Annotated in this window: 26 protein-coding genes and 1 tRNA gene; 9 read left to right on the top strand and 18 right to left on the bottom strand. The window is 60.8% G+C overall.

Annotation, left to right across the window (positions count from 1 at the left end):
* Positions 1-73: 73 nt before the first annotated feature.
* The 10 genes from iscX to trmJ form a co-directional block, all read right to left on the bottom strand.
* Positions 74-274: a Fe-S cluster assembly protein IscX gene (gene iscX / locus J7302_RS19055; RefSeq protein ID WP_215378292.1), complete on the bottom strand. Its 201-nt coding sequence runs from the start codon at positions 272-274 to the stop codon at positions 74-76.
* 10 nt (positions 275-284) lie between these two features.
* A complete protein-coding gene (gene fdx / locus J7302_RS19050; protein ID WP_215378289.1) occupies positions 285-623 on the bottom strand; it encodes an ISC system 2Fe-2S type ferredoxin in 339 nt (112 codons plus the stop codon).
* A gap of 7 nt (positions 624-630) precedes the next feature.
* Positions 631-2,490: a Fe-S protein assembly chaperone HscA gene (gene hscA, locus J7302_RS19045; RefSeq protein WP_215378286.1), complete on the bottom strand. Its 1,860-nt coding sequence runs from the start codon at positions 2,488-2,490 to the stop codon at positions 631-633.
* Between the two features lie 47 nt (positions 2,491-2,537).
* Complete coding sequence (hscB, locus tag J7302_RS19040; RefSeq protein ID WP_215378434.1) at positions 2,538-3,059, bottom strand: co-chaperone HscB; 522 nt, start codon at positions 3,057-3,059, stop codon at positions 2,538-2,540.
* A 7-nt stretch (positions 3,060-3,066) separates the two neighbouring features.
* Positions 3,067-3,390: an iron-sulfur cluster assembly protein IscA gene (gene iscA / locus J7302_RS19035; RefSeq protein ID WP_215378282.1), complete on the bottom strand. Its 324-nt coding sequence runs from the start codon at positions 3,388-3,390 to the stop codon at positions 3,067-3,069.
* Between the two features lie 25 nt (positions 3,391-3,415).
* Positions 3,416-3,802, bottom strand: a complete 387-nt coding sequence (gene iscU, locus J7302_RS19030) for a Fe-S cluster assembly scaffold IscU (RefSeq protein WP_215378279.1) — start codon at positions 3,800-3,802, stop codon at positions 3,416-3,418.
* 30 nt (positions 3,803-3,832) lie between these two features.
* Complete coding sequence (locus tag J7302_RS19025; protein ID WP_215378276.1) at positions 3,833-5,047, bottom strand: IscS subfamily cysteine desulfurase; 1,215 nt, start codon at positions 5,045-5,047, stop codon at positions 3,833-3,835.
* Between the two features lie 47 nt (positions 5,048-5,094).
* A complete protein-coding gene (gene iscR, locus J7302_RS19020; protein ID WP_215378273.1) occupies positions 5,095-5,592 on the bottom strand; it encodes a Fe-S cluster assembly transcriptional regulator IscR in 498 nt (165 codons plus the stop codon).
* 141 nt (positions 5,593-5,733) lie between these two features.
* Positions 5,734-6,510: a serine O-acetyltransferase gene (cysE, locus tag J7302_RS19015; protein ID WP_215378270.1), complete on the bottom strand. Its 777-nt coding sequence runs from the start codon at positions 6,508-6,510 to the stop codon at positions 5,734-5,736.
* Complete coding sequence (trmJ, locus tag J7302_RS19010) at positions 6,510-7,283, bottom strand: tRNA (cytosine(32)/uridine(32)-2'-O)-methyltransferase TrmJ (protein WP_215378266.1); 774 nt, start codon at positions 7,281-7,283, stop codon at positions 6,510-6,512. The genes cysE and trmJ overlap by 1 nt, the downstream gene beginning before the upstream one ends.
* 149 nt (positions 7,284-7,432) lie before the next feature.
* Between trmJ and suhB the strand changes: the two genes are divergently transcribed.
* Entirely contained in the window at positions 7,433-8,248 is an 816-nt protein-coding gene (suhB, locus tag J7302_RS19005) for a type III secretion system regulator SuhB (protein WP_215378263.1), read from the top strand.
* 60 nt (positions 8,249-8,308) lie between these two features.
* Here the strand turns inward: suhB and J7302_RS19000 are convergent, their stop codons facing one another.
* The 6 genes from J7302_RS19000 to queA all read right to left on the bottom strand — a co-directional run bounded on the left by J7302_RS19000 (position 8,309) and on the right by queA (position 14,488).
* A complete protein-coding gene (locus J7302_RS19000) occupies positions 8,309-8,866 on the bottom strand; it encodes a glycine zipper 2TM domain-containing protein (protein WP_215378260.1) in 558 nt (185 codons plus the stop codon).
* Positions 8,867-9,065: 199 nt separating this feature from the next.
* Positions 9,066-9,977 carry a protein translocase subunit SecF gene (gene secF / locus J7302_RS18995; protein ID WP_215378432.1) on the bottom strand — a complete coding sequence of 304 codons (912 nt, stop codon included), beginning with the start codon at positions 9,975-9,977 and terminating at the stop codon, positions 9,066-9,068.
* Positions 9,978-9,989: 12 nt separating this feature from the next.
* Positions 9,990-11,852, bottom strand: a complete 1,863-nt coding sequence (gene secD / locus J7302_RS18990; RefSeq protein ID WP_215378257.1) for a protein translocase subunit SecD — start codon at positions 11,850-11,852, stop codon at positions 9,990-9,992.
* 61 nt (positions 11,853-11,913) lie between these two features.
* Positions 11,914-12,252: a preprotein translocase subunit YajC gene (yajC, locus tag J7302_RS18985; RefSeq protein WP_215378254.1), complete on the bottom strand. Its 339-nt coding sequence runs from the start codon at positions 12,250-12,252 to the stop codon at positions 11,914-11,916.
* A gap of 56 nt (positions 12,253-12,308) precedes the next feature.
* A complete protein-coding gene (gene tgt / locus J7302_RS18980; RefSeq protein ID WP_215378430.1) occupies positions 12,309-13,424 on the bottom strand; it encodes a tRNA guanosine(34) transglycosylase Tgt in 1,116 nt (371 codons plus the stop codon).
* 14 nt (positions 13,425-13,438) lie between these two features.
* Complete coding sequence (gene queA, locus J7302_RS18975) at positions 13,439-14,488, bottom strand: tRNA preQ1(34) S-adenosylmethionine ribosyltransferase-isomerase QueA (RefSeq protein WP_215378249.1); 1,050 nt, start codon at positions 14,486-14,488, stop codon at positions 13,439-13,441.
* Positions 14,489-14,596: 108 nt separating this feature from the next.
* Here queA and J7302_RS18970 point away from each other — a divergent pair.
* The 3 genes from J7302_RS18970 to J7302_RS18960 all read left to right on the top strand — a co-directional run bounded on the left by J7302_RS18970 (position 14,597) and on the right by J7302_RS18960 (position 15,795).
* Positions 14,597-14,683, top strand: a tRNA-Leu gene (locus tag J7302_RS18970).
* A 302-nt stretch (positions 14,684-14,985) separates the two neighbouring features.
* Positions 14,986-15,198 carry a cold-shock protein gene (locus J7302_RS18965; protein WP_215378246.1) on the top strand — a complete coding sequence of 71 codons (213 nt, stop codon included), beginning with the start codon at positions 14,986-14,988 and terminating at the stop codon, positions 15,196-15,198.
* 102 nt (positions 15,199-15,300) lie between these two features.
* Positions 15,301-15,795, top strand: a complete 495-nt coding sequence (locus tag J7302_RS18960; protein ID WP_215378243.1) for an RDD family protein — start codon at positions 15,301-15,303, stop codon at positions 15,793-15,795.
* A 59-nt stretch (positions 15,796-15,854) separates the two neighbouring features.
* Here the strand turns inward: J7302_RS18960 and lptG are convergent, their stop codons facing one another.
* Both lptG and lptF read right to left on the bottom strand, forming a co-directional pair.
* Complete coding sequence (gene lptG / locus J7302_RS18955; RefSeq protein WP_215378240.1) at positions 15,855-16,916, bottom strand: LPS export ABC transporter permease LptG; 1,062 nt, start codon at positions 16,914-16,916, stop codon at positions 15,855-15,857.
* Positions 16,909-18,030, bottom strand: coding sequence for an LPS export ABC transporter permease LptF (gene lptF, locus J7302_RS18950; RefSeq protein WP_215378237.1), 1,122 nt, complete (start codon positions 18,028-18,030; stop codon positions 16,909-16,911). Before lptF ends, lptG begins: the two co-directional genes overlap by 8 nt.
* A 143-nt stretch (positions 18,031-18,173) precedes the next feature.
* Between lptF and J7302_RS18945 the strand changes: the two genes are divergently transcribed.
* The 5 genes from J7302_RS18945 (at position 18,174) to J7302_RS18925 (ending at position 24,087) form a co-directional block, all read left to right on the top strand.
* Positions 18,174-19,661 (top strand): leucyl aminopeptidase, encoded by a 1,488-nt coding sequence (locus J7302_RS18945; protein WP_215378234.1) that lies wholly within the window; start codon positions 18,174-18,176, stop codon positions 19,659-19,661.
* A complete protein-coding gene (locus tag J7302_RS18940; RefSeq protein ID WP_215378230.1) occupies positions 19,658-20,074 on the top strand; it encodes a DNA polymerase III subunit chi in 417 nt (138 codons plus the stop codon). Before J7302_RS18945 ends, J7302_RS18940 begins: the two co-directional genes overlap by 4 nt.
* Before the next feature lie 11 nt (positions 20,075-20,085).
* Positions 20,086-20,490 (top strand): FUSC family protein, encoded by a 405-nt coding sequence (locus J7302_RS18935; protein WP_215378226.1) that lies wholly within the window; start codon positions 20,086-20,088, stop codon positions 20,488-20,490.
* A 214-nt stretch (positions 20,491-20,704) separates the two neighbouring features.
* On the top strand, positions 20,705-23,569 hold the full coding sequence (locus J7302_RS18930; protein WP_215378223.1) for a valine--tRNA ligase: 2,865 nt from the start codon (positions 20,705-20,707) through the stop codon (positions 23,567-23,569).
* A 221-nt stretch (positions 23,570-23,790) separates the two neighbouring features.
* Complete coding sequence (locus tag J7302_RS18925; RefSeq protein ID WP_215378219.1) at positions 23,791-24,087, top strand: winged helix-turn-helix domain-containing protein; 297 nt, start codon at positions 23,791-23,793, stop codon at positions 24,085-24,087.

Raw genomic sequence — 24,087 nt, 5'->3', positions numbered from 1 at the left:
GGATTAAAGCGAAAAATTAAACCCGCGAATTATACGCGGGTTAAGGTTAAATGCGTAGGGCCGTAGCCCGAGGTCAATCTGCTTCTTCGATCCAGGCCGCCTGAATCGCCTCAAGGACCTTCTCGCCGCCGCGCTGCGGATCGTCAGAGAAGTCAGGCAAGGCCAAGACCCAGGTGTGCAGGTCGACGAAGTTGACAAAGCGCGGATCGACATCCGGCTTGGTTTCGGCGAGCTGGATGGCAATTTCCAGCACATCGATCCATTTAAGGCTCATGGCAAACTCCTCAGTGCCCTTCCGATACCTGGTTGATGGTGTACTTGGGTATCTCCACCACCAAGTCTTCGTCCGCCACCATTGCCTGGCAGGACAAGCGCGAATTAGGCTCCAGCCCCCAGGCCTTGTCGAGCATGTCGTCCTCCAGTTCGTCGGAAGGCTCCATGGAGTCGAATCCCTCCCGCACCACGACGTGGCAGGTGGTGCAGGCACAGGACATCTCGCATGCATGCTCGATATCGATACCATTGCGCAGTGCAGCTTTCAGAATGCTCTCGCCCGGCTGTGCTTCGACCACAGCCCCCTCTGGGCAATGCTCGGCATGGGGCAGGAATATGATCTGCGGCATCTCTGGGTCATTCCTCGATTTCATTGAGCCGGCGGCCGGACAATGCCGCTTTGACAGCGGCGTCCATGCGACGCGCGGCGAATGCGTCGGTCACCTGCGACAAACGCTTGATCTGCATCTCGATGGCGACGACATCAGTGCCACCGGCCAGTTCACGCAGGGTTTGCATGCTATCTAGAATGGCAGCGCGCTCAGTCTCATCGAGCAGGCGCTCGCCATCAGCATCCACTGCCGCCTGGACCGCTTCGAGCAAACGCTCAGCCTCGACCTGTTGCTCGCGCAGCGCACGGGCGTTCTTGTCTTCGCCAGCATGCTGGAAGGAGTCCTTCAGCATGCGCGAGATCTCACCATCGGTCAGGCCGTAGGAGGGCTTGACCTGGATGCTTGCCTCGACGCCGGAGGCCAGCTCACGAGCCGTCACCCCGAGCAGTCCATCGGCATCCACCTGGAAGGTCACACGGATCTTCGCCGCACCCGCCACCATCGGCGGAATACCGCGCAAGTCGAAACGCGCCAGGGACCGACAATCCTTGATCAGCTCGCGCTCACCCTGAAGCACGTGGATCATCATGGCCGTCTGGCCATCCTTATAGGTCGTGAAGTCCTGCGCCCTGGCCACCGGAATGGTGGTATTGCGAGGAATCACCTTTTCCATCAGCCCACCCATGGTTTCCAGACCAAGGGAAAGCGGAATCACATCAAGTAGCAGTAGCTCCTCGCCACGCTTGTTGCCCGCCAGGGTATCCGCCTGAACCGCAGCACCGATGGCAACGACCTGATCCGGATCGATATCGGTCAGCGGCTCCCTGCCGAACATTTCAGCTACCGCTGAGCGCACACGCGGCACACGAGTCGAGCCACCGACCATGACCACTGCCTCGACATCGTCGACCTCTATGCTCGCATCGCGGACAGCGCGACGGCACGCTTTCAGGCTACGAGCCACCATGGGCTCGATCAGGGCGTCGAACTGCTCGCGGGTCAGCGTTCCGCGCCAATCGCCATAGGCCAGCTCAACGCAATCAACGTGAGTGAGGGCTTCTTTCGCCTCGCAGGCTGCACGCAGCAGGCTACGCTGGGCGCCCGGATCAAGATCCGCCGACAACCCCGCCTGCTGAACCATCCAGCCCGCAATGGCATGATCAAAGTCATCACCGCCCAGCGCGCTATCGCCGCCAGTAGCCATCACTTCGAATACCCCGCGTGTCAGGCGCAGGATGGAAATATCGAAAGTACCGCCACCCAGGTCATAGATGGCAACGACGCCCTCAGCCTGCTTGTCCAGACCATAAGCAACTGCTGCAGCCGTAGGCTCATTGAGCAGGCGCAGGACATTGAGTCCCGCAAGACGCGCAGCATCCTTGGTAGCCTGGCGCTGGGCTTCGTCGAAATAAGCAGGAACCGTAATCACCGCACCGACCAGGTCGCCGCCCAGGCTTTCCTCGGCACGCTGACGCAGGACCTTGAGGATGTCTGCCGACACTTCAACAGGGCTCTTGGCGCCCTGGACAGTGTCGATGAACGGCATCTGCGACTCGCCACCGATGAAGCGGTAAGGCAGCTGATCGCCCAGGAGCTTCACATCCTCCAGGCCACGCCCCATGAAGCGCTTTACCGATAGGATGGTGTTCAAGGGATCACTGGCAGCGGCCTGCTTGGCAGAGCGCCCCACTTCGACGCGATCGGCGTGGTAACGCACTGCCGACGGGAGGATCACCTGCCCCTCGGCATCCGGCAGCGGCTCGGAAACGCCGCTACGCACTGCGGCGACCAGAGAATTGGTGGTACCCAGGTCAATACCCACCGCCAGACGGCGCTGGTGCGGCTGGGGGCTTTGCCCGGGTTCAGCGATCTGCAGTAAGGCCATGCTTGTCTATTTGTCAGGCGTACCGACAACCGAGGCGGTAACGCGGGTTAATCGTCGAGGCGCTCTTCCAGTTGGCGCACTTCGTGGGTCAGCTTGTCGAGAAATTGCATGCGCCGCATAAGCCGCTCAGCCTCCTCACGGCGCTCAGGATCGTCCCAGCATTCCGCAAAATCGCTATCCAGCTCGCCCTGCGCAACCTTGAGTCTCCGCTTGAAGGCGGCGACACCTGCAAGATCGGCACTCTCCTGCAACTCCTCCAACTCTTCACGCCACTGCATCTGCTGCAAAAGGAAGTGCGGATCCTGCACCGTCGCTTCAAGGGGTAACTGCTGCCCTTTCAAGGCCAACAGGTACAAGGCCCTGCGCGGCGGACTCTTAAGCGTCTGGTACGCATCGTTGAGTTGCGCCGCATGCTCCAACGCCAGCCGCTGTTCGCGCTCGGAAGCATCAGCGAAACGATCTGGATGGACACTGCGCGCCAACTCGCGATAACGAGCAGCAAGCTGCTCGAGATCAATACGAAAATCCGGCTTTAGGTCGAACAGCGCGAAATGGCAAGGAGTTCCCACACTGGCCTCAGACGTTGAAGCTCTCGCCGCAGCCACATTCGCCGCGAACGTTCGGATTGTTGAACTTGAAGCCCTCGTTGAGCCCCTCACGGACGAAGTCCAGCTCGGTGCCATCGAGATAAGTCAGGCTTTTGGGATCGATGATCACCTTCACACCATGACTCTCGAAGACCAGGTCGTCAGAGGTCACTTCGTCGACAAACTCGAGCACGTAAGCGAGGCCGGAGCAGCCGGTCGTACGCACCCCAAGACGGATACCCTCGCCCTTGCCGCGCCCTTCGATCGAGCGACGCACGTGGCTGGCGGCGGATTCGGTCATGCTGATGGCCATTGCAACTCCTTACTCGTTCGAGCGCTTAGAGCAGACCCTTTTTCTGCTTGTAGTCGTGGACAGCCGCTTTGATGGCGTCCTCGGCCAGTACCGAGCAGTGAATCTTCACCGGCGGCAGAGCGAGCTCTTCGGCGATGGTAGTGTTCTTGATCGAGGCCGCCTCATCCAGAGTCTTACCCTTCATCCACTCAGTAGCGAGCGAGCTGGAAGCAATCGCGGAACCGCAGCCATAGGTCTTGAACTTAGCGTCTTCGATGACGCCCTCTTCATTGACCTTGATCTGCAGACGCATCACGTCGCCACATGCCGGAGCGCCGACCATGCCGGTGCCCACGTTCGGGTCCTGCGCGTCGAGCTTGCCGACGTTGCGCGGGTTTTCGTAATGGTCGATGACCTTTTCGCTGTATGACATGGTAGTTATTCCTCGCTCATCAGGGGGGCGTCAGTGCGCCTGCCATTCGACCTGGGAGAGGTCGACGCCCTCTTTGTACATATCCCACAGTGGGGACAATTCACGGAGCTTGCGCACTGCCTCACGAACCTTGGCAGCCGCGTAGTCAACCTCTTCTTCGGTCGTGAAACGACCAAAGGTGAAACGAATGGAACTGTGCGCCAACTCATCGTTGCGACCCAGAGCACGCAGCACATAGGACGGTTCAAGGGAGGCCGAAGTACAGGCCGAGCCGGAGGACACCGCAAGGTCCTTCAGCGCCATGATCAGGGATTCGCCCTCAACGTAGTTGAAGCTGACATTGAGGTTATGCGGCACGCGAGAAGTAGCGCTTCCGTTCAGGTAGACCTCCTCCATGCCATCGATTTGCGCCCAGAAACGATCAGCAAGCGCCTTGATACGCTTGGTCTCGCTGGCCATCTCCTGCTTGGCGATATGAAACGCCTCGCCCATGCCGACGATCTGGTGGGTCGCCAGCGTGCCGGAACGCATGCCACGCTCGTGACCACCGCCATGCATCATGGCTTCCAGACGCACGCGTGGTTTACGACGCACATAAAGAGCGCCAATGCCTTTCGGGCCGTAGGTCTTGTGGGCGGAGAAGGACATCAGGTCGACCTTGAGCTTCTCGAGATCGATCTCGACCTTGCCGGTGGACTGGGCAGCATCGACATGGAACAACACGCCGCGGGAGCGGGTCAGCTCGCCAATGGCCGCGATGTCATTGATGGTGCCGATCTCGTTGTTCACGTGCATGACCGAGACCAGGATGGTGTCATCGCGGAGCGCGGCCTCGACCATCGCCGGCGTAATCAGACCGTCTTCACCCGGTTCCAGGTAGGTGACCTCGAAGCCTTCACGCTCGAGCTGGCGAGTGGTGTCCAACACCGCCTTGTGCTCGATCTTCGAAGTGATGATGTGCTTGCCCTTGCTGCTGTAGAAGTGTGCCACGCCCTTGATCGCAAGGTTATCGGACTCGGTGGCACCGGAGGTCCAGACGATCTCGCGCGGATCGGCATTCACCAGCTCGGCCACCTGACGACGGGCATTTTCCACCGCCTCTTCAGCCTTCCAGCCGAACACGTGGGAACGCGAGGCCGGGTTACCGAAATTGCCATCGACCAGCAGGCATTCGCTCATTTTCTGGGCAACCCGCGGATCCACTGGCGTGGTAGCGGAGTAGTCGAGGTAAATCGGCAATTTCATCTGGGCTCTCCTATCAGGTATCGAGGCCAATCCGGCCAGCGCCCCGCTCAATCGATGGCGGACGCTTCAATCTTATCGAGGTGTGACGCCCTGTCGCTGCTTCCACAACGGCGCTGATCCTGTCGCTGAGCGACTTCCTGGACCTCGCGACGGTTGACGAGGTCAGCCAGACTGATGCCGCTGAGGAACTCATGGATCTGCAGACTCAGGTCGCACCACAGGTGGTGGGTCAGGCAGGTATCGCCGGAGTGGCAGTCGCCCAACCCCTGGCAACGGGTGGCATCCACAGACTCATTGACCGCATCGATCACCTGAGCCACGTGAATCCCGTGCATATCACGGGACAGCTGGTACCCGCCGCCCGGGCCACGCACACTGCTAACCAGGTTGCCACGACGCAACTTGGCAAAAAGCTGTTCGAGATAAGACAGAGATATGCCCTGCCGCTCGGAGATATCGGCCAGAGAAACCGGCCCATGCTGCGCATGCAGCGCCAAGTCAAGCATGGCGGTGACGGCGTAACGGCCTTTGGTGGTCAATCGCATGGTGGATACCACGGAATCGCTGAAGTGCAGCGAGTATGCAATTCCCGACTGTTTAAGTCAACTATAAGACCTATCAAAACAGTCGGGATTATATCTTGCAGGGGCGCGCATCATAGCAGAAACCGCCCCTTTGGTGGGGTATCAGGAAACCGGTTTGCTTTCCTCGTCCTTGACCCCCGCAAAATCTTCCTCGCGAAGCTCCGGCAGGGCCTTGGCGCAGTAGTCACTGCCCAGGGCGGTAAGCGCCTTGCACATGCCATCAAGCCGCTCATCCACGGCCTGCACATGATCCAACAAGTGACCGATCGCACGCGCCACAGGGTCGGGCATATCCTGGCCGACACCGTAAGCATCGAACCCGAATCGCTCGGCAATCGCCTGGCGCTTGGCCTCCTGCTCCGGATCGGCCTTGACGATGATCCGCCCCGGAATGCCAACTGCGGTCGCACCAGCCGGAACAGCTTTGGTCACCACGGCATTGGAGCCGATCTTGGCCCCTGCACCCACAGTGAACGGCCCAAGCACCTTGGCACCCGCCCCCACCACGACACCATCCTCAAGCGTCGGGTGGCGCTTGCCCTTGTTCCAACTGGTGCCACCCAGGGTCACACCCTGGTAGAGCGTGACATCATCACCGATCTCGGCCGTCTCGCCGATGACGATACCCATCCCATGATCGATGAAGAATCGGCGACCGATCTTCGCCCCAGGATGAATCTCGATCCCGGTGAGCCAGCGACCAAAATTCGACACCAGGCGCGCAAGCCACTTCCAGCCAGCCACCCAAAGGGCATGGGCGATACGATGCAGCCAGATTGCGTGCAACCCTGGATAACACGTGAGCACCTCGAAGGCATTGCGCGCCGCCGGATCTCGGTGGAAAACGCTTTGAATGTCTTCTCGCATGCGCTCTAACATCAGGAGTCTCTCCGCTTCTGTATTTCCCCACGCGCAGCCTTCTGGGTCTCAGTAAGGATGCCACGCAGGATGTTCATCTCAAGCTTGCTGATTCCACTGCGCCCGTAAAGTCGACGCAGACGCGACATCAGGTGACGCGGCTTTTCTGGATCAAGGAAACCGATCTCCACCAGCGTGCTCTGGAGGTGCCCATAGAAAAGCTCCAACTCGTCCATGGTCACTGGCATCGCATTGAGCATCGCGGTGGTTTCCAGCTTCTCCGTCTTGGTGGGCTTGCCCTCCGCCGCCAGCCAGGCCATGCGCACCTCATAGGTCAATACCTGGACAGCAGCCGCGAGATTGAGGGAAGAGAAATCCGGATCGGAAGGGATATGCACATGGAACTGGCAACGCTGCAGCTCCTCATTGGTCAGGCCGGCGTACTCGCGACCGAACACCAGCGCGACTTCACCACCCTGCTGGACCTGCTCAACCGCAGCGCGCCCGCACTCACGCGGATCGAGCAACGGCCACGGAATGCGCCGGTCGCGGGCGCTGGTACCAAGCACCAGACTGCAACCCACCAGCGCCTCTTCCAGGGTATTGACCACCTGGGCATTGGCCAACAGGTCGTCAGCCCCGGAAGCGCGGGCGAGCGCCTCCACGCTGGGAAAATCCTCGGGATCGACCAGCACCAGGCGCGACAGGCCCATGTTCTTCATGGCGCGCGCGGCACCACCGATATTGCCGGGATGACTGGTATTGACCAGCACCACACGAATGTTATGCAGCAACGCCTTGCCTCTCACCAGAACGCCAGGGGGGAGCGGAATATTACCGGAGCCCCCGCCCCGACGCCACGAAACATGGCACCTCCCCTGCCTGCACAGGACATTTTCTGATACCATGTGCGGCTTTCTTTAACGACCCAGGTGACCTCCCCATGCAGCCTATGCTGAATATCGCCCTGCGCGCCGCCCGCAGCGCCGGTGAATTGATTTTCCGCTCGATCGAACGCCTGGACGTTATTTCGATCAACGAGAAGGATGCCAAGGACTATGTCACCGAGGTCGATCGCGCAGCCGAGCTGACCATCGTCCAGGCATTGCGCAAGGCGTACCCGAACCACGGCATCCTCGGCGAAGAAGGTGGCGTACTTGAAGGCAGCGGTGAAGGCGCGGACTACCAGTGGATCATCGATCCGCTGGACGGCACCACGAACTTCATCCGCGGAGTCCCCCATTACGCCGTGAGCATCGCTTGCAAGTACAAAGGTCGCCTGGAACATGCAGTAGTCCTCGACCCGGTCCGCCAGGAAGAATTCACCGCCAGCCGCGGCCGCGGCGCAGCCCTGAACGGTCGCCGCCTGCGCGTCAGTCCGCGCAAGAGCCTGGAAGGCGCACTCCTGGGGACCGGCTTCCCGTTCCGCGACAGCCAAATGGATCACCTCGACAACTATTTCGGCATGTTCCGCAGCCTGGTTGGCCAGACCGCCGGCATCCGCCGCGCCGGCTCCGCCAGCCTGGACCTTGCCTATGTCGCAGCTGGCCGCTTCGATGCCTATTGGGAATTCGGCCTCTCCGAGTGGGATATGGCCGCGGGCGCCCTACTGGTCCAAGAAGCAGGCGGCCTGGTCAGCGACTTCAACGGCGGCCACGAATTCCTCGAAAAGGGCCATGTGGTAGCAGGCAACACCAAGTGCTTCAAGGCCGTATTGACGGCTATCCAGCCGCACCTGCCCCACTCACTGAAGCGCTGATTCAGCACTCACACGAAAAACCCGGCCTAGGCCGGGTTTTTTTATGGCTCGATCCTGCTTTTACTGCTGAATACCTGCCGACTGCTGCTGGGTCAGAACCAATTGCCCTTCTTCAGTCAGCGGGATACGGCTACCCGGATCATGATCCATCCGCACCTGACTGACCTTGCCGTCAATCTGGTACTTCACGTCGTAACCCACCAGCCTCTCGCTGGTATCGGTCACCGTCTTGCATCGAGTCTCGGTGGTCGTGTAGGTGTCACTGGCCTGCATGTGCTCCTGCACTTTGTTGCCGGCATAACCACCACCTACAGCTCCCGCCACGGTAGCGATCTTCTTGCCCGTACCACCACCAACCTGGTTGCCCAACAGGCCGCCAGCCACGGCACCAATCACGGTACCCGCGATCTGGTGTTGATCCTTCACCGGGCGCTGTCGTGTGACCGCCACGTCATTACAAACCTCCCGTGGGGTCTGGATTGTTTCATTGACCGGCTGGACAGCGAGCACTTCGGCATATTCCGGCCCGCTGCCAACCAGTTTATAGGTTGCAACGGCGCCGCCGGCAGTCACGCCGACCGCACCCAAAATGGCACCGACGAGCATCGACTTGTTCACATGAACCTCCTGATTCTCTTCCCTACCGGGCAATCATGCCCACTCCTTGCCTTGGATGAGCAGCCAATACGCAAGTTCCCAGCCACACCAGAATAATCAGACAAATCGGACGGCAGTCGCTGACTATCCGACGGCATCACCAGAAACGACAAGGCCCGACTATGCCGGGCCTTGTGTGCAGACTTCGATCAACGCTCCCTCAGGGACGATCATCCGCCTCGGCAGTCGCCGCTGGCGGGATCAGATCCTCTGAGGTCAGCTTCAGCCAGATCAGCACCGGCGCACTGATATAGATGGAGGAGTAGGTACCCACCACCACACCCACCAGCAACGACAAGGCAAAGCCGTGCAAGCTGTCACCACCGAAGATCAGCAGAGCGAACAATGCCAGCGCCGTAGAGACGGAAGTAGCAATGGTCCGCAGCAGAGTCTGGGTGCAGGACACGTCGATGTTCTCGATCAAGTCGGCACGGCGCAGCACCCGGAAGTTCTCGCGGATACGGTCAAAGATGATGATGGTGTCGTTCAACGAGTAACCAATCATCGCCAGCACGGCTGCCAGCACGGTGAGATCGAAGGGGATCTGGAAGAACGCCAGGATGCCCAGGGTCACGATCACGTCATGCACCAGCGAGGCAATCGCCCCTACACCGAACTTCCACTGGAAGCGGAAGGCCAGGTAGAGAAGGACGCCCCCAAGCGCCAGCAGCATTGCGAGACCACCCTGGTCGCGCAGCTCTTCGCCCACCTGCGGACCAACGAACTCGACGCGCTTGAGCACAAATTTGCTCTCGGCATCGACCTTTCGCAGCGCCTCGGCAACCTGGTTACCCAGTTGCGGGTCATCGCCAGCAAGCCGCACCAGAACGTCGGTTGAGGCACCGAAGCTCTGCACCACGGCATCCTCATAACCCACCTGCCCCAGCTCGGTCTTGATCCGGTCGAGATTGGCGGGTTGCTCGTAGGCCAGCTCGATCAGCGTACCGCCCGTGAAGTCCAGGCCGAAGTTAAGACCCTTGACGAACAGACTGCCAATGCCGATGAGGCTGATGATTAGGGTAATGGAGAACGCAAGATTGCGTATCGCCATGAAACGAATGGTTGACTTGATCATGGCAAGACCTCAAATCCACAGTTTCTTGAAGTTGCGGCCACCGAAGATCAGGTTGACCATGCCACGGGTGAACATGATGGCGGTGAACATCGAAGTGATGATCCCCAGCGACATGGTCACAGCGAAGCCTTTGATCGGACCTGTCCCCAACGCGAACAGGATGCCGCCGACCAGCAGCGTGGTCAGGTTACTGTCGACGATCGCGGTGTAGGCGCGATCAAAGCCCTCATGGATTGCCCGCTGCACCGACAGGCCATTGGCCAGCTCCTCGCGTATACGGGAGTAGATCAGCACGTTGGCGTCCACCGCCATACCCAGGGTCAGTACGATACCGGCAATACCTGGCAGGGTCAGTGTCGCCCCGATCACCGACATCAGCCCCACCAGCAGCACCAGGTTGAATGCCAGTGCAATGGTCGCCAGGAAGCCGAAGAAGCGGTAAATGGCGATGATGAACAAGGAGACGAAGACCATCGCCCACTCGGTGGACTCGATGCCCTTGATGATGTTTTCCGCCCCCAGGCTCGGGCCAATGGTCCGCTCCTCGGCGAAATACATTGGCGCGGCCAAACCACCCGCACGCAACAGCAGTGCCAGTTCGGAGGACTCGCCCTGGCCATCCAGGCCCGTGATGCGGAATTGACTGCCCAGCGGCGACTGAATGGTCGCCAGGCTGATGATCTTCTTCTCCTCCTTGAAGCTCTGTACTGCCACTTCCTGCTCGACGCCGTCGACCATTTGCTTCACATAGCGGGTCATCGGACGCTGCTCGATGAAGATCACCGCCATGCTGCGGCCCACATTATTGCGGGTAGCGCGACTCATCAGCTCGCCGCCATGGCCGTCGAGACGAATGTTCACCTGCGGGCGACCGTTCTCGTCGTAGCTGGCCTGGGCATCAGTGACCTGGTCGCCGGTGATGATCAGGCTGCGCTCCAGCGGCACCGGCGGACGACCCGGCTCACGGAATTCGAACGATTCTGTGGATGCCTTGCTGGCAGTCGGCTCGGCCGCCAGGCGGAACTCCAGGTTGGCAGTCTTGCCAAGAATACGCTTCGCTTCAGCAGTGTCCTGCACGCCCGGCAGCTCGACCACAATGCGGTTGGCGCCCTGGCGCTGCACGATCGGTTCCGCCACGCCCAATTCGTTGACGCGGTTACGGACGGTGGTGAGGTTCTGCTTGATGGAATACTCGCGGATCTCCGCCAGCTTGGCCTGTTTCAAGGCGAGCTGCAGGACCTGCTGGCCGCCACGCTCAGTGGTGGTCAGGTCGAAGTCGGTGAAGCTCTTGCGAATCAGCGACTGGGCCTTGTCGAGGGAATCCTGGTCAGTAAAGCCGAGTTGGAAGCCATTGTCCTGGGCCGGCAGGCTGCGGTACCGGACACGCTCCTTGCGCAGTAGGGCACGGACTTCACCTTCGTATATCTTCACACGAGCCGATACCGCCTTTTCCATGTCGACTTCCAGCAGGAAGTGCACGCCACCGGAAAGGTCGAGGCCCAGCTTCATCGGCGTGGCGCCCAGATTGCGCAGCCAATCCGGAGTGGTCGGTGCCAGGTTCAAGGCCACCACGTAATCGTCACCCAGGACCTTGCGCACCACATCCTTGGCCGGCAGCTGATCAGCCAGCTTGGTCAGACGCAGCAAACCACCGCGCTCACTCAGGGAGGCGGCCTTGACCTCGATGCCCGCGCCCTTGAGGGCTTCGATGGTCCGGTCCAGATCAGCCTGCTGGATCTTCAGCGCCGTGCTGGCACCGCTGACCTGAATGGCCGGATCATCCGGATAGAGATTGGGAGCGGAATAGACCAAACCAATCGCCAGCACAGCCAGGATCAGCAGGTACTTCCACAGTGGATATTTGTTGAGCATGACACCGCCCGTTATGACGCGGGGCGCCTCAAGCGCCCCGTCGATGGTAATCCGTGATTCGTTAGATGGCTTTCAGCGTGCCCTTCGGCAGGGTCGCTGCGATGGCCGCCTTCTGGAACTTCAGCTCGACAGTGTCGGACACCTCGATGACGACGAAGTCATCGGAGACCTTGACCACCTTGCCGGCGATACCACCAGAGGTCACCACTTCATCACCCTTCTGCAGGCTTGTAAGCAGGTTCTTGTGCTCCTTGGCGCGCTTGGCCTGGGGACGCCAGATCATCAGGTAGAAGATGACCAGGAAGCCGACCAGGAAAACCCACTCGAAACCGGTACCGGCGGGGCCAGCAGCAGCGGCCGGGGCGGCGTCGGCATAAGCGGCGGGAATCAGAAAGCTCATGTAAAACTCCTGTTATAAGGATTTGAATATCCAGGTCTTGAAACGATTGCTTCGACTCAATCCAGAGGCGGCACTGGCAAGCCACGTCGGGCATAGAAGGCATCGACAAAGGCGGCCAATTTACCCTGTTGGATAGCCTCGCGCAAACCAGCCATCAGGCGCTGGTAATGGCGCAAGTTGTGGATTGTATTCAGCATGCTGCCCAGCATTTCACCGCATTTGTCGAGGTGATGCAGGTAGGCACGGGAGAAGTGTTTGCAGGTGTAACAATCGCAGGTCGGATCCAGGGGAGACTCGTCGTGCCTGTGCACCGAGTTGCGGATCTTCAGCACACCCGTCTCGATGAACAAGTGGCCGTTGCGCGCATTACGGGTCGGCATCACGCAGTCGAACATGTCCACGCCCCGGCGCACACCCTCCACAAGATCCTCGGGTTTGCCCACCCCCATCAGGTAGCGAGGCTTGTCGGCTGGCATCTGCGCCGGCAGGTAGTCGAGGACGCGAATCATCTCCTCCTTCGGCTCACCAACGGAAAGCCCACCGATGGCCAGTCCATCGAAATCCAGCGCGCTCAGGCCTTCCAGAGAGCGCATGCGCAATTCTTCATGCATACCGCCCTGAACAATGCCGAACAGCGCTGCAGTGCATTCGCCATGGGCGACCTTCGAGCGTTTGGCCCAGCGCAGCGACAGCTCCATGGAGCGCTTGGCCACGTCGAAGTCAGCCGGATAGGGCGTGCATTCGTCGAAGATCATCACAATATCGGAGCCCAGGTCGCGCTGGACCTGCATCGACTCCTCCGGCCCCATGAAGACCTTGGCGCCGTCTACCGGGGAAGCAAAGGTCACCCCCTCCTCCTTGATCTTGCGCATAGCGCCCAGGCTGAACACCTGGAAACCTCCGGAGTCAGTGAGGATCGGCCCCTGCCATTGCATGAAGTCATGCAGGTCGCCATGGCGCTTGATCACCTCCATCCCCGGTCGCAACCAAAGGTGGAACGTGTTGCCGAGGATGATCTGCGCACCGATTGCCTCGATATCGCGCGGCAGCATGCCCTTCACCGTGCCGTAGGTGCCGACTGGCATGAAAGCAGGGGTTTCCACCACGCCACGCGGGAAGGTCAAACGGCCGCGACGGGCCTTGCCATCGGTGGCCAAGAGCTCGAAGTTCATTCGGCAGGTGCGGGTCATGCTGGGTCCTCGGGCCCGCGCGGAGCGGGATTGCGGGTGATGAACATGGCATCACCGTAACTGAAGAAGCGGTAGCCCCCTTCCACTGCCGCCGCATAGGCCGCCATGGTCTCCGCATAGCCGGCAAAGGCCGAGACCAGCATCAACAGGGTGGATTCAGGCAAGTGGAAGTTGGTCACCAAGGCATCGACCACGTGGAATGGCCTGCCCGGATATAGAAAGATGTCGGTATCGCCGCTGAACGCCTTCAGCTGCCCGTCACGGGCTGCACTTTCCAGCGAACGAACACTGGTAGTCCCTACTGCAATCACACGACCGTCGCGCGCACGACATGCCGCCACCGCATCCACGACATCCTGGCCAACTTCCAGCCACTCATGGTGCATGTGGTGGTCCTCGATGCGCTCTACGCGCACGGGCTGAAAGGTGCCAGCTCCGACATGCAGGGTGACGAAAGCCGTGGCAACGCCCTTCTCGGCGATAGCCTCCAGCATGGCCTGATCGAAATGCAGACCGGCAGTGGGCGCCGCAACGGCACCGGCGTGCCGGGCATAGACCGTCTGATAGCGCTCGCGGTCAGCATCCTCGTCAGGCCTGTCGATGTAAGGAGGCAGCGGCATGTGGCCGACGCGCTCCAGCAGCGGAAGCACCTCTTCGGTGAAGCGCAACTCGAACAGCGCATCATGGCGCGCCAGCATCTCTGCCTCACCGCCGCCATCAATAAAGATGAAGGAGCCTGGCTTGGGAGATTTGCTGGAGCGGACGTGAGCCAGCACGCGATGGCTGTCCAGCACGCGCTCGACCAGTATCTCAAGCTTGCCGCCGGACGCTTTCTGGCCGAACAGGCGAGCTGGAATCACTCGCGTGTTATTGAAGACCATCAGGTCGCCGGGACGAAGGTATTCCAGCAAGTCGGCGAATTGCCGATGGCTGAGCTGGCCACTGACACCATCCAGAACCAGCAGTCGGCTGGCCCGGCGCTCAGCGAGTGGATGGCGGGCAATCTGAGCTTCAGGAAGCTCGAAGTGAAAATCGGCTACGCGCATGGTGGGGGTCGTATCGCAGGGGCGCAAATAATACCGGAAATGTACGAAGCTGACCACGAAGACGGATTGACCGACCCTGAGCGCCTCCCTATACTGCGCGCCCATCGTGCCTCGGTGGCGGAATCGGTAGACGCGGCGGATTCAAAATCCGTTTCTGGCGACAGAGTGAGAGTTCGAGTCTCTCCCGGGGCACCACGATATCTGCAATTCCCTCCTCAAGTTGCCTGCCACACCCGGTAAATCCGGCCTGCCGCAGTACCCATGAATACCCCTTGTAAGATAGGCCCTACGGGGGATTGGCAATTACGCAAAACTTAGCGTAGAGTGAGCCAACTGTGTTTGCATGGGTCGCTGTTGAATCGTGACCTGATGCGGTAGATCACCAGATCCGCTACATCCCGCTCGACTTCTCTTACCTCTTTGCAACCAGTTCCAGCCCTTCTTGCCCAAGCGGGAGCAGGAGGCTGTCATCAACTTCAGTTTCAAGGAAACAAGATATGTCGAATCGTCAAACCGGCACCGTAAAATGGTTCAACGACGAGAAGGGTTTTGGCTTCATTACCCCTGAGAGCGGTCCGGATCTGTTCGTTCACTTCCGCGCTATCGAAGGCTCCGGCTTCCGTAGCCTGAAAGAAGGCCAGAAGGTCACTTTCGTAGCCGTGCAAGGCCAGAAAGGCATGCAGGCTGATCAGGTTCAGATCGTTAACTGATCTCCTGAGCTTTGCAAAAGCCCCTGATGGAAACATCAGGGGCTTTTTTGTGCGCAGCGCTCGGCTGCTAGAATGGCGCCTCCCTCACGCCAAGAGCCTGCAATGCCGAAACACCACTTGCGCCCTCAGGGCGAATTTCCATCTGCCGGCCTGATCCGACGTTTTGCGGCCATGTTCTACGACTTCCTGCTTTGCGCTGCGATGATCCTGGTGGTGGGTTTTGCCTATCAGGCAATGCGCATCATGGTTCACGGCGAGGAGCGCATGAGACAGCTTGCCGACGCTGGAGCCCTCGATGGCGACCCAGTCCTCGCCACTCTCGTGTTCTTCAGCCTGTTCGCCTTCTTCGCCAAGTTCTGGACGCACACCGGCCAGACCCTCGGCATGCAAGTGTGGGGCATCCGCGTACAGAACAAGGACGGCACAGCCATAAGCCTTTGGCAGGCGACGCTACGCTTCGTAGTCGCCATCGGCTCCTGGCTGTGCCTGGGCCTGGGCTTCCTCTGGAGTCTCTGGGACAAGGAAAAACGCACCTGGCACGACCTCTACTCCGAAAGCCAGGTGGTGCAACTTCCGAAGGGCATTCACAAGAAATGACCCAAACAACAAAAAGCCGGCATTGAGCCGGCTTTTTGTTCATCGCGGATTGGCTACGATCACCCTGCCCGCCTCAACAGCCAGACGCCAGCCAAGGCACAGACGCCCGCTGGAATCAGCACCGCCAGCAGCGGCGAGAATCCGAACACCAGGCTCGAGGGCCCCAGCAAGTCCTGACTGATGCGCACCACAAAGCCAATCACAACCCCGGTGAACACCCGCTGCCCCAGTGTCACGGAGCGCAAGGGCCCGAATATGAAGGAGATCGCCATCAGCACCAGGGCGGCAGTCACCAGGGGCTGCAACACCTTGATCCAGAAGGCCAACCAGTAGCGCCCATTATTCAGTCCCTGCTCCGCCAGGTAGTGGGCGTATCGCCACAACCCGCTGATGGACAGCGCCTCGGGCTCCATCACCACCGTGCCGAGCAGCTGCGGATCGAGTTGCACATCCCAACGCTCGCTGGCTGCATCCGCCACTTCGGTATGGTCGCCGCGGAAATGGGTCGTCTTCACATCCTCCAGCAGCCAGTGATCACCTTGGAACATTGCTCGACGTGCGAAGCTGGCAGCCTGCATATGGCGCTCGGCATCGAAGCGGTAACGGGTCACGCCATAGAGAATGCCATTGGGCTGCACGGCGTTGATGTGCACAAACTCTTCGCCCTGGCGGTGCCAGAGACCACGCTTGGAGCTTTGCGCATCGCCTCCACCCTGAGCCAAGGAGCGGTTGGCCTGCGCCAGATTCTCGCTCCAGGGGGCAACGTACTCGCCGACCAGGATGCCTACCAGCATCAGCACCAGCATCGGCTTCATGACGGCCCAGACGATGCGCCCAATGGAGACGCCCGCCGCACGCATGACCGTCAGCTCGCTGCTGCTGGCCAATGATCCGAGACCGATCAGGCTGCCAATCAGGGCTGCCATCGGCAGCATGTCGTAGAGCCTACGGGGTAAGGTCAGGAACACGTACCAGGCCGCGTCCATCACGCCATAGCCACCCTCGACGTCGCCCAACTCATCGATGAACGCAAACAACGCCGCAAGACTGACAATGACCCCCAACACAGCAAGAATGCCGAACAGCACGCTGGTACCGATGTAGCGATCCAACTTAACCATGGGCCACCTCACGGGCATCACGACGGGCCGCCCACTTCAGGCGCAGAGGCTCCCAGTAGAGCAACAACAGACCGATCACCAGGAACAACCCGTGCACCCACCACAGACCAAGCACCATGGGGATACGCCCCTTGTCCAGTTGCCCCCGCGCGGCTATCAGCAGCGACAGATAAGCCATGTAGAGCAGGATCGCCGGCAGTAGCTTGAGGAAGCGCCCTTGGCGTGGGTTCACTTTCGACAACGGAACAGCGAGCAGCGTGACCACAAATACCAGCAACGGGATCGATAGGCGCCACTGCAACTCGGCCTGGTAGCGCGGATCGGCGCTGCCGATCAGCTCCGAGGTCGGCACCGCCTCGCGCTCGCCGATTTCGGCGCTGATTTCCGGCTTGGGTAACAGTACCCCGTAGGTTTCGTAATGGATAATGCGGTAATCGGCCTTGCCCGGATTTCCGTCGTAGCGGTAACCGTTCTGGAGGATAAGGTAGCGGCTGCCATCAGGCTGGATTTCCTGACGCCCTTTCTCGGCGACCAGCACGCCAATGCCGCGATCCTTGCCATTTTCACGCGATACGCGCTTCTCGGAGATGAACACCCCGCCCAGCTCAGCGCGGTCGGCGGACAACGCCTCGGTATAGGTAACCCGTCCACCACCCTTGAGGCCCTGGAAGCGACCGGGCACCAGGGTGTCGAACTCGGTCAGCGCATCCTGTTCCTGAAGGATGCGGCCAACCTCGCTCACGCCTTGCGGCGCCAGCCCCATGCTCAACCAGGCCACCAGCAAGGCGACCAGGGTGGCCGGCGCCAGACTGTAGACCATCAAGCGCTGCTGGCTCATGCCCGTAGCGGTCAGCACCGTCATCTCACTGTCGAGATAGAGGCGTCCGTAAGCCAGCAGAAAGCCGAGGAACAGGCCCAGCGGGAGGATCAGTTGAAGGAACCCTGGAATCCGGTAGCCCATGATCATGAACAGCACGCCCGGGTCCAGAACCCCTTGGGCAGCCTGGGCCAGGTACTTGATGAAACGGCCGCTCATGATGATTACCAGCAATACGGCGCTGACCGCACTGAGGGTGATCAAGACCTCGCGGGAGAGATAACGGAAGACAATCAAAACCAGACACTCCAGGGTTGTCAGGCTCGGGCGGCTACGCTCAAACTAGCCGCTTTATGGCCAGCCCGCCGTAATTGCGGGCCACTGAAAAAATAGCCGGCATTATCCTGCAATACCGGCTCTTTGTCTTGGGGACACATGTCATGGAATTCCTCGTCAAAAGCGCCCGTCTGGAAACCCTGAAAACCGCCACACTGGTCGTCGCCGTGGGTGAAGGGCGCAAGCTCGGTGCAGCAGCCACGGCGCTGGACGCTGCCAGCGGAAGCGCCATTAGCACACTGCTCAAGCGCGGCGACCTGCAAGGGAAGTCAGGCCAGACCCTGCTGCTCCACAGCCTGCCCAACCTCAAGGCCGAACGCGTGCTGCTGGTGGGCAGCGGCAAGGAGCACGAACTCTCTGACCGCCAGTTCCGCAAAATGATCGCTGCAGTCAACGGTGTATTGAAGAGCCTCGGCGGCGGCGACGCCACCCTGGCCCTCGGTGAGGTGGTCGTCAAAGGCCGCGACGCCTATGGCAAGGCGCGCCTGATGGTGGAAACCCTGGCCGATGGCACCTACCTGTTCGAGCGTTTCAAGAGCAAGAAAACCGAGCCCAAGGCCCTGAAAAAGATCACCCTGCTGGCCGACAAGACCGAGCTGGCCGACGTCGAGCGTGGCAGCGTCCACGCTCAGGCAATCGCAAAGGGCATGGCCTTTACCCGCGACCTCGGCAACCTGCCGCCTAACCTCTGCCACCCCAGCTTCATCGCCGAAGAGGCCAAAGCACTGGCCAAGGAGCACAAGAACCTCAAGGTCGAAGTACTGGACGAGAAGAAGCTCAAGGAGCTGGGCGCCGGCGCCTTCCTGGCTGTGGCCCAAGGCAGCGATCAGCCGCCGCGCATGATCGTACTCAACTATCAGGGCGGCAAGAAAGACGACAAACCCTTCGCCCTGGTGGGCAAAGGCATCACCTTCGACACCGGCGGCATCAGCATCAAGCCCGCAGCCGGCATGGACGAGATGAAGTACGACATGTGCGGTGCCGCCAGCGTGCTCGGCACCTTCCGCGCGTTGCTCGAGCTGCAACTGCCGATCAACGTCGTCGGCCTGCTCGCCTGCGCCGAAAACATGCCCAGTGGCGGCGCCACTCGTCCGGGCGACATCGTCACCACCATGAGCGGTCAGACGGTGGAGATCCTCAACACCGACGCAGAAGGCCGCCTGGTACTGTGCGACACCCTGACCTATGCCGAACGCTTCAAGCCTCAGGCGGTGATCGACATCGCCACCCTCACCGGCGCCTGCATCGTCGCCCTGGGCAGCAACACGTCCGGACTGATGGGCAACAACGACGGCCTGATCAAGCAGATCCTGAAGGCCGGCGAGTACGCCGACGACCGTGCCTGGCAGCTGCCGCTGTTCGACGAATACCAGGAGCAGCTGGACAGCCCCTTTGCTGACATCGCCAACATCGGCGGCCCCAAGGCCGGCACCATCACAGCGGGGTGCTTCCTGTCGCGCTTCGCCAAGAAGTACCACTGGGCGCACCTGGACATCGCTGGTACCGCTTGGGTCAGCGGCGGCAAGGACAAGGGCGCGACCGGTCGCCCAGTGCCCCTGCTGACCCAGTACCTGCTGGACCGTATCAAGTGAGGATAGAGTTCTATGTCCTCTCCTCAGCCAACCCGGCAGACCGCCTCCGCGCGGCCTGCCAGTTGGCCGCCAAGGGCTGGCGTCATGGGCTCCCGGTCATGTTGCGCTGCGCCAACGTTGCCCAGCGTGACGAGCTGGACCAGCTCCTGTGGCGTTTTCGGGCCGAAAGCTTCATCCCTCACGACCTGCATGAAGACGATGCCGAAGCCCCGGTCGTGCTCGCCCTCGATGAGGCGCCAGCGATCCAGCAAGGCCTGCTGATCAATCTGAACCCGAGCATCTCCCCACACATCGAGTGCTTCAGCCGGGTGATCGAGATCGTCAACCAGGAACCCGACCTGCTGGCCGCCTGCCGGGAGAATTTCCGCGCCTACCGCCAACGGGGCTATGATCCAAAACGAGTCGAACTCTGATCGTGCTATCCATGGAAACCCCGAAACAGCCTCCTAAGCCTGCGCACCTGCTGGACGATCTCGAGTCGATCCGTGCCCTTCTCGACCAGCCGGGCAGCAATGAACCGCCCCTGCTCACCGATCCCCTCGAAGCAGATGGCATTCCCCTGCTCTCGGACATCATCGAGCCCGCACTCTCCGCACCGCTTCAGCCAGCCCCCGAGCCACCGCTATTACAACCGCTGGTCGATACCGTCCGGAACCGCCTGGAGCCTGATGCATCGGCTGAACCTGCCGACCTGGATGCTGAGCTCCGCGCCACAGCACAGGCAATTCTCCAGGACGTCATCGACGATTTCGTCCCGCAGATCGAGGCCGAGCTGAAACGCCGTCTCGAAGCGCATATGGCCCACCTGCTGGCTCACCCCAAGCGGTGATCTCCCACTCGCCGCCCCACCTGCAGGAGCGAGCTTGCTCGCGAACGAAGCAAGCGCCTTCGCCAGCAAGCTGGCTCCTACACAACCTGCGCCTCCCCCGCCTTCGACCCCGTTCATCGCGCACCGAACGCGTGCGCCAATTCTTTCGACGGCCCGTTGCCGCTATACTCTCCGGTTTTCCCGACTAGTTGCCTTCTAGGGTCCCCGCCGAACCATGGACAAGACCTACCAGCCCCACGCCATCGAAACCTCCTGGTACAAAACCTGGGAGTCCAAGAACTACTTCGCCCCGCAAGGTTCCGGCGAGCCCTACACCATCATGATCCCGCCGCCGAACGTCACCGGCAGCCTGCACATGGGGCACGGTTTCAACAACGCCATCATGGACGCGCTGATCCGCTTCCGCCGCATGCAGGGCCGTAACACACTGTGGCAGCCGGGCACCGACCACGCCGGCATCGCCACCCAGATGGTGGTGGAGCGCCAGCTGGGTGCCCAAGGCATCAGCCGCCATGACCTCGGCCGCGAGAAATTCCTGGAAAAGGTCTGGGAATGGAAGGAGCAGTCCGGCGGCACCATCACCCGCCAGATCCGTCGCCTCGGCTCCTCCGTGGATTGGTCGCGCGAGCGTTTCACCATGGACGAGGGCCTGTCCGAAGCGGTCAAGGAAGCCTTCGTACGCCTGCATGAAGATGGCCTGATCTACCGTGGCAAGCGCCTGGTCAACTGGGACACCAAGTTCCACACCGCCATCTCCGACCTCGAAGTGGAGAACCACGACGAGAAAGGCAGCCTATGGAACCTGCGCTATCCGCTGGCCGACGGCCACAAGACTGCCGACGGCAAGGATTACCTGATCGTCGCCACCACCCGTCCGGAAACCATGCTCGGTGACGCTGCCGTAGCCGTGCATCCGGAAGACGAGCGCTACAAATCCCTGATTGGCACCTTCGTTGAGCTGCCGCTGGTGGGTCGTCGAATTCCGATCATCGCGGATGAGTATTGCGACCCCGAGTTCGGCACCGGCTGCGTGAAGATCACTCCGGCCCACGACTTCAATGACTATGAAGTCGGCAAGCGCCACAACCTGCCGCTTATCAACATCTTCGACAAGAACGCTGCGGTGCTGGCCCATGCCCAAGTGTTCAACCTGGACGGCAACGTCAACCACGAAGTCGACGGCAGCCTGCCCGCCGAGTATGCCGGCCTGGATCGCTTCGAGGCGCGCAAGCGCATCGTCGAGGCCTTCGACGCCCTGGGCCTCTTGGAAAAAATCGAAGACCATGCGCTGAAAGTGCCCAAGGGCGACCGTTCCGGCACCGTCATCGAACCCTGGCTGACCGACCAATGGTACGTCTCCACCAAGCCGTTGGCCGAGCCGGCCATCGCTGCCGTGGAAGACGGTCGCATCCAGTTCGTGCCCAAGCAGTACGAAAACATGTACTTCTCCTGGATGCGCGACATACAGGACTGGTGCATCAGCCGCCAGCTTTGGTGGGGTCATCGCATCCCGGCCTGGTACGACGAAGAAGGCAATGTCTACGTCGGCCGCAACGAGGCCGAGGTCCGCGCCAAGCACAACCTGGGCGACACCCCCCTGGAACAGGACGAGGACGTGCTGGACACCTGGTTCAGCTCTGGCCTGTGGACCTTCTCCACACTTGGCTGGCCGGAACAGACCGAGTTCCTCAAGACCTTCCACCCCACCGACGTGCTGGTCACCGGCTTCGACATCATCTTCTTCTGGGTCGCCCGCATGATCATGCTGACCATGCACCTGGTGAAGAACGAAGACGGCACCCCGCAGGTTCCGTTCAAGACCGTCTACGTCCATGGCCTGGTGCGCGACAGCCAGGGCCACAAGATGTCCAAGTCCAAGGGCAACGTGCTCGACCCGCTGGACATCGTCGACGGCATAGACCTCGACACCCTGCTGGAAAAACGCACCAGCGGCATGATGCAGCCCAAGCTGGCCGAGAAGATCGCCAAGCAGACCCGCGCCGAGTTCCCCGAAGGAATCAACAGCTACGGCACCGATGCCCTGCGCTTCACCTTTTGCTCGCTGGCCTCCACCGGCCGCGATGTCAAGTTCGACATGGGCCGCGTGGAGGGTTACCGCAACTTCTGTAACAAGCTGTGGAACGCCGCCAACTTCGTCATCGAGAATACCGATGGCCAGGACACTGGCGTCAACGACGAGCCGGCGGCCGGCGCTCCGGTCGAACTGTCCTCGGTAGACCGCTGGATCATCTCTGCCCTGCAACGGACCGAGCAGGAAGTCACCCGTCACCTGGAAGCCTTCCGCTTCGACCTCGCCACCCAGGCCCTCTACGAGTTCGTCTGGGACGAGTACTGCGCCTGGTACCTGGAGCTGGTCAAGCCGGTGCTGTGGGACGAGAACGCCCCGATCGAGCGCCAGCGCGGCACCCGCCGTACGCTGATCCGCGTGCTGGAAGTGGCTCTGCGCCTGGCGCACCCCTTCATGCCGTTCATCACCGAGGAAATCTGGCAGCGCATCAAGGCCCAGGCCGGCAAGAGTGGCGACACCCTGATGCTGCAACCCTGGCCAGTGGCCAATGAAGCGCGCATCGACACCGCCGCCGAAGGCGACATCGCCTGGGTCAAGGCGCTGATGCTCGGTGTGCGGCAGATCCGTGGCGAGATGAACATCTCGATGGCCAAACGCATCGACATCATCCTCGTCAACGCCAACGACGAAGACCGTCGCCGCCTGACCGAGAACGAGCCGCTGCTGAAGAAGCTGGCCAAGCTGGAGACCGTCCGCGTACTCGCCACCGGCGAGGAAGCCCCGATGTCCGCCACCGCCCTGGTTGGCGACATGCAGGTGTTGGTGCCTATGGCAGGCCTGATCGACAAAGACGCCGAACTGGCGCGCCTGGATAAGGAAATCCAGCGCCTGGAAGGCGAAGTGAAGCGCGTTGGCGGTAAGCTCGGCAACGAAGGCTTCGTCGCCAAGGCCCCGGCCGACGTGATCGAGAAGGAGCGCGCCAAGCTGGCCGAGGCCGAGCAGGCCCTGGCCAACCTCGCCGAACAGCGCGGCAAGATCGCCAGCCTGTAATGCCCACGAGGTCCGCTGATCAGACCGCGTGAAACGTCGCGAGCGAAGGTTAGGCTGGTTCTAACACCGCATAACCGAGCGCAGCAGTTTTCACACAATCTGTAATGCGGGCCTTGTGCTTTTCGGCCCCTATTCGGTGGACGAAAAGAGCGTCGTCCATCCTGCCGATACGGTGGAAAATCACGTAGCGTTTTCCACCGCCCTTGTCGCAAGGACCGCCCATGGACACCAGCAAGACCAAAACCAGCTTCTACCGCCGCCTTTACGTCGCCTGGCTGATCGACAGCAGCACCGCAGCCAGCGTGCCAGCGCTGATGGAGGCCACCGGCATGCCCCGTCGCACCGCACAGGACACGCTGTTGGCGCTCGCCGACCTGGATATCGACTGCCACTTCGAGCAGGACGAAGGCGCGCGCAATAATGCAGGCCATTATGTGATTCGTGACTGGGGCGCCATCGACAAGCGCTGGATCGCCGCTAACCTGCATCAGATCAAGGCCGTATTGGGTTATCCCTGA

Origin of the sequence: Metapseudomonas boanensis (assembly GCF_018704125.1) — a bacterium.
Taxonomy (GTDB): domain Bacteria; phylum Pseudomonadota; class Gammaproteobacteria; order Pseudomonadales; family Pseudomonadaceae; genus Metapseudomonas; species Metapseudomonas boanensis.
This window is presented reverse-complemented; position numbering and strand designations above follow the sequence as displayed.

What these genes read in the sequence shown, in the direction of transcription:
- iscX (WP_215378292.1), bottom strand. Translation starts at nt 274, where the DNA reads ATGAGCCTTAAATGGATCGATGTGCTGGAAATTGCCATCCAGCTCGCC.
- fdx (WP_215378289.1), bottom strand. Translation starts at nt 623, where the DNA reads ATGCCGCAGATCATATTCCTGCCCCATGCCGAGCATTGCCCAGAGGGG.
- hscA (WP_215378286.1), bottom strand. Translation starts at nt 2,490, where the DNA reads ATGGCCTTACTGCAGATCGCTGAACCCGGGCAAAGCCCCCAGCCGCAC.
- iscA (WP_215378282.1), bottom strand. Translation starts at nt 3,390, where the DNA reads ATGGCCATCAGCATGACCGAATCCGCCGCCAGCCACGTGCGTCGCTCG.
- iscU (WP_215378279.1), bottom strand. Translation starts at nt 3,802, where the DNA reads ATGTCATACAGCGAAAAGGTCATCGACCATTACGAAAACCCGCGCAAC.
- J7302_RS19025 (WP_215378276.1), bottom strand. Translation starts at nt 5,047, where the DNA reads ATGAAATTGCCGATTTACCTCGACTACTCCGCTACCACGCCAGTGGAT.
- iscR (WP_215378273.1), bottom strand. Translation starts at nt 5,592, where the DNA reads ATGCGATTGACCACCAAAGGCCGTTACGCCGTCACCGCCATGCTTGAC.
- cysE (WP_215378270.1), bottom strand. Translation starts at nt 6,510, where the DNA reads ATGTTAGAGCGCATGCGAGAAGACATTCAAAGCGTTTTCCACCGAGAT.
- suhB (WP_215378263.1), top strand. Translation starts at nt 7,433, where the DNA reads ATGCAGCCTATGCTGAATATCGCCCTGCGCGCCGCCCGCAGCGCCGGT.
- secD (WP_215378257.1), bottom strand. Translation starts at nt 11,852, where the DNA reads ATGCTCAACAAATATCCACTGTGGAAGTACCTGCTGATCCTGGCTGTG.
- yajC (WP_215378254.1), bottom strand. Translation starts at nt 12,252, where the DNA reads ATGAGCTTTCTGATTCCCGCCGCTTATGCCGACGCCGCCCCGGCCGCT.
- tgt (WP_215378430.1), bottom strand. Translation starts at nt 13,424, where the DNA reads ATGAACTTCGAGCTCTTGGCCACCGATGGCAAGGCCCGTCGCGGCCGT.
- queA (WP_215378249.1), bottom strand. Translation starts at nt 14,488, where the DNA reads ATGCGCGTAGCCGATTTTCACTTCGAGCTTCCTGAAGCTCAGATTGCC.
- J7302_RS18965 (WP_215378246.1), top strand. Translation starts at nt 14,986, where the DNA reads ATGTCGAATCGTCAAACCGGCACCGTAAAATGGTTCAACGACGAGAAG.
- J7302_RS18960 (WP_215378243.1), top strand. Translation starts at nt 15,301, where the DNA reads ATGCCGAAACACCACTTGCGCCCTCAGGGCGAATTTCCATCTGCCGGC.
- lptG (WP_215378240.1), bottom strand. Translation starts at nt 16,916, where the DNA reads ATGGTTAAGTTGGATCGCTACATCGGTACCAGCGTGCTGTTCGGCATT.
- J7302_RS18945 (WP_215378234.1), top strand. Translation starts at nt 18,174, where the DNA reads ATGGAATTCCTCGTCAAAAGCGCCCGTCTGGAAACCCTGAAAACCGCC.
- J7302_RS18935 (WP_215378226.1), top strand. Translation starts at nt 20,086, where the DNA reads ATGGAAACCCCGAAACAGCCTCCTAAGCCTGCGCACCTGCTGGACGAT.
- J7302_RS18930 (WP_215378223.1), top strand. Translation starts at nt 20,705, where the DNA reads ATGGACAAGACCTACCAGCCCCACGCCATCGAAACCTCCTGGTACAAA.
- J7302_RS18925 (WP_215378219.1), top strand. Translation starts at nt 23,791, where the DNA reads ATGGACACCAGCAAGACCAAAACCAGCTTCTACCGCCGCCTTTACGTC.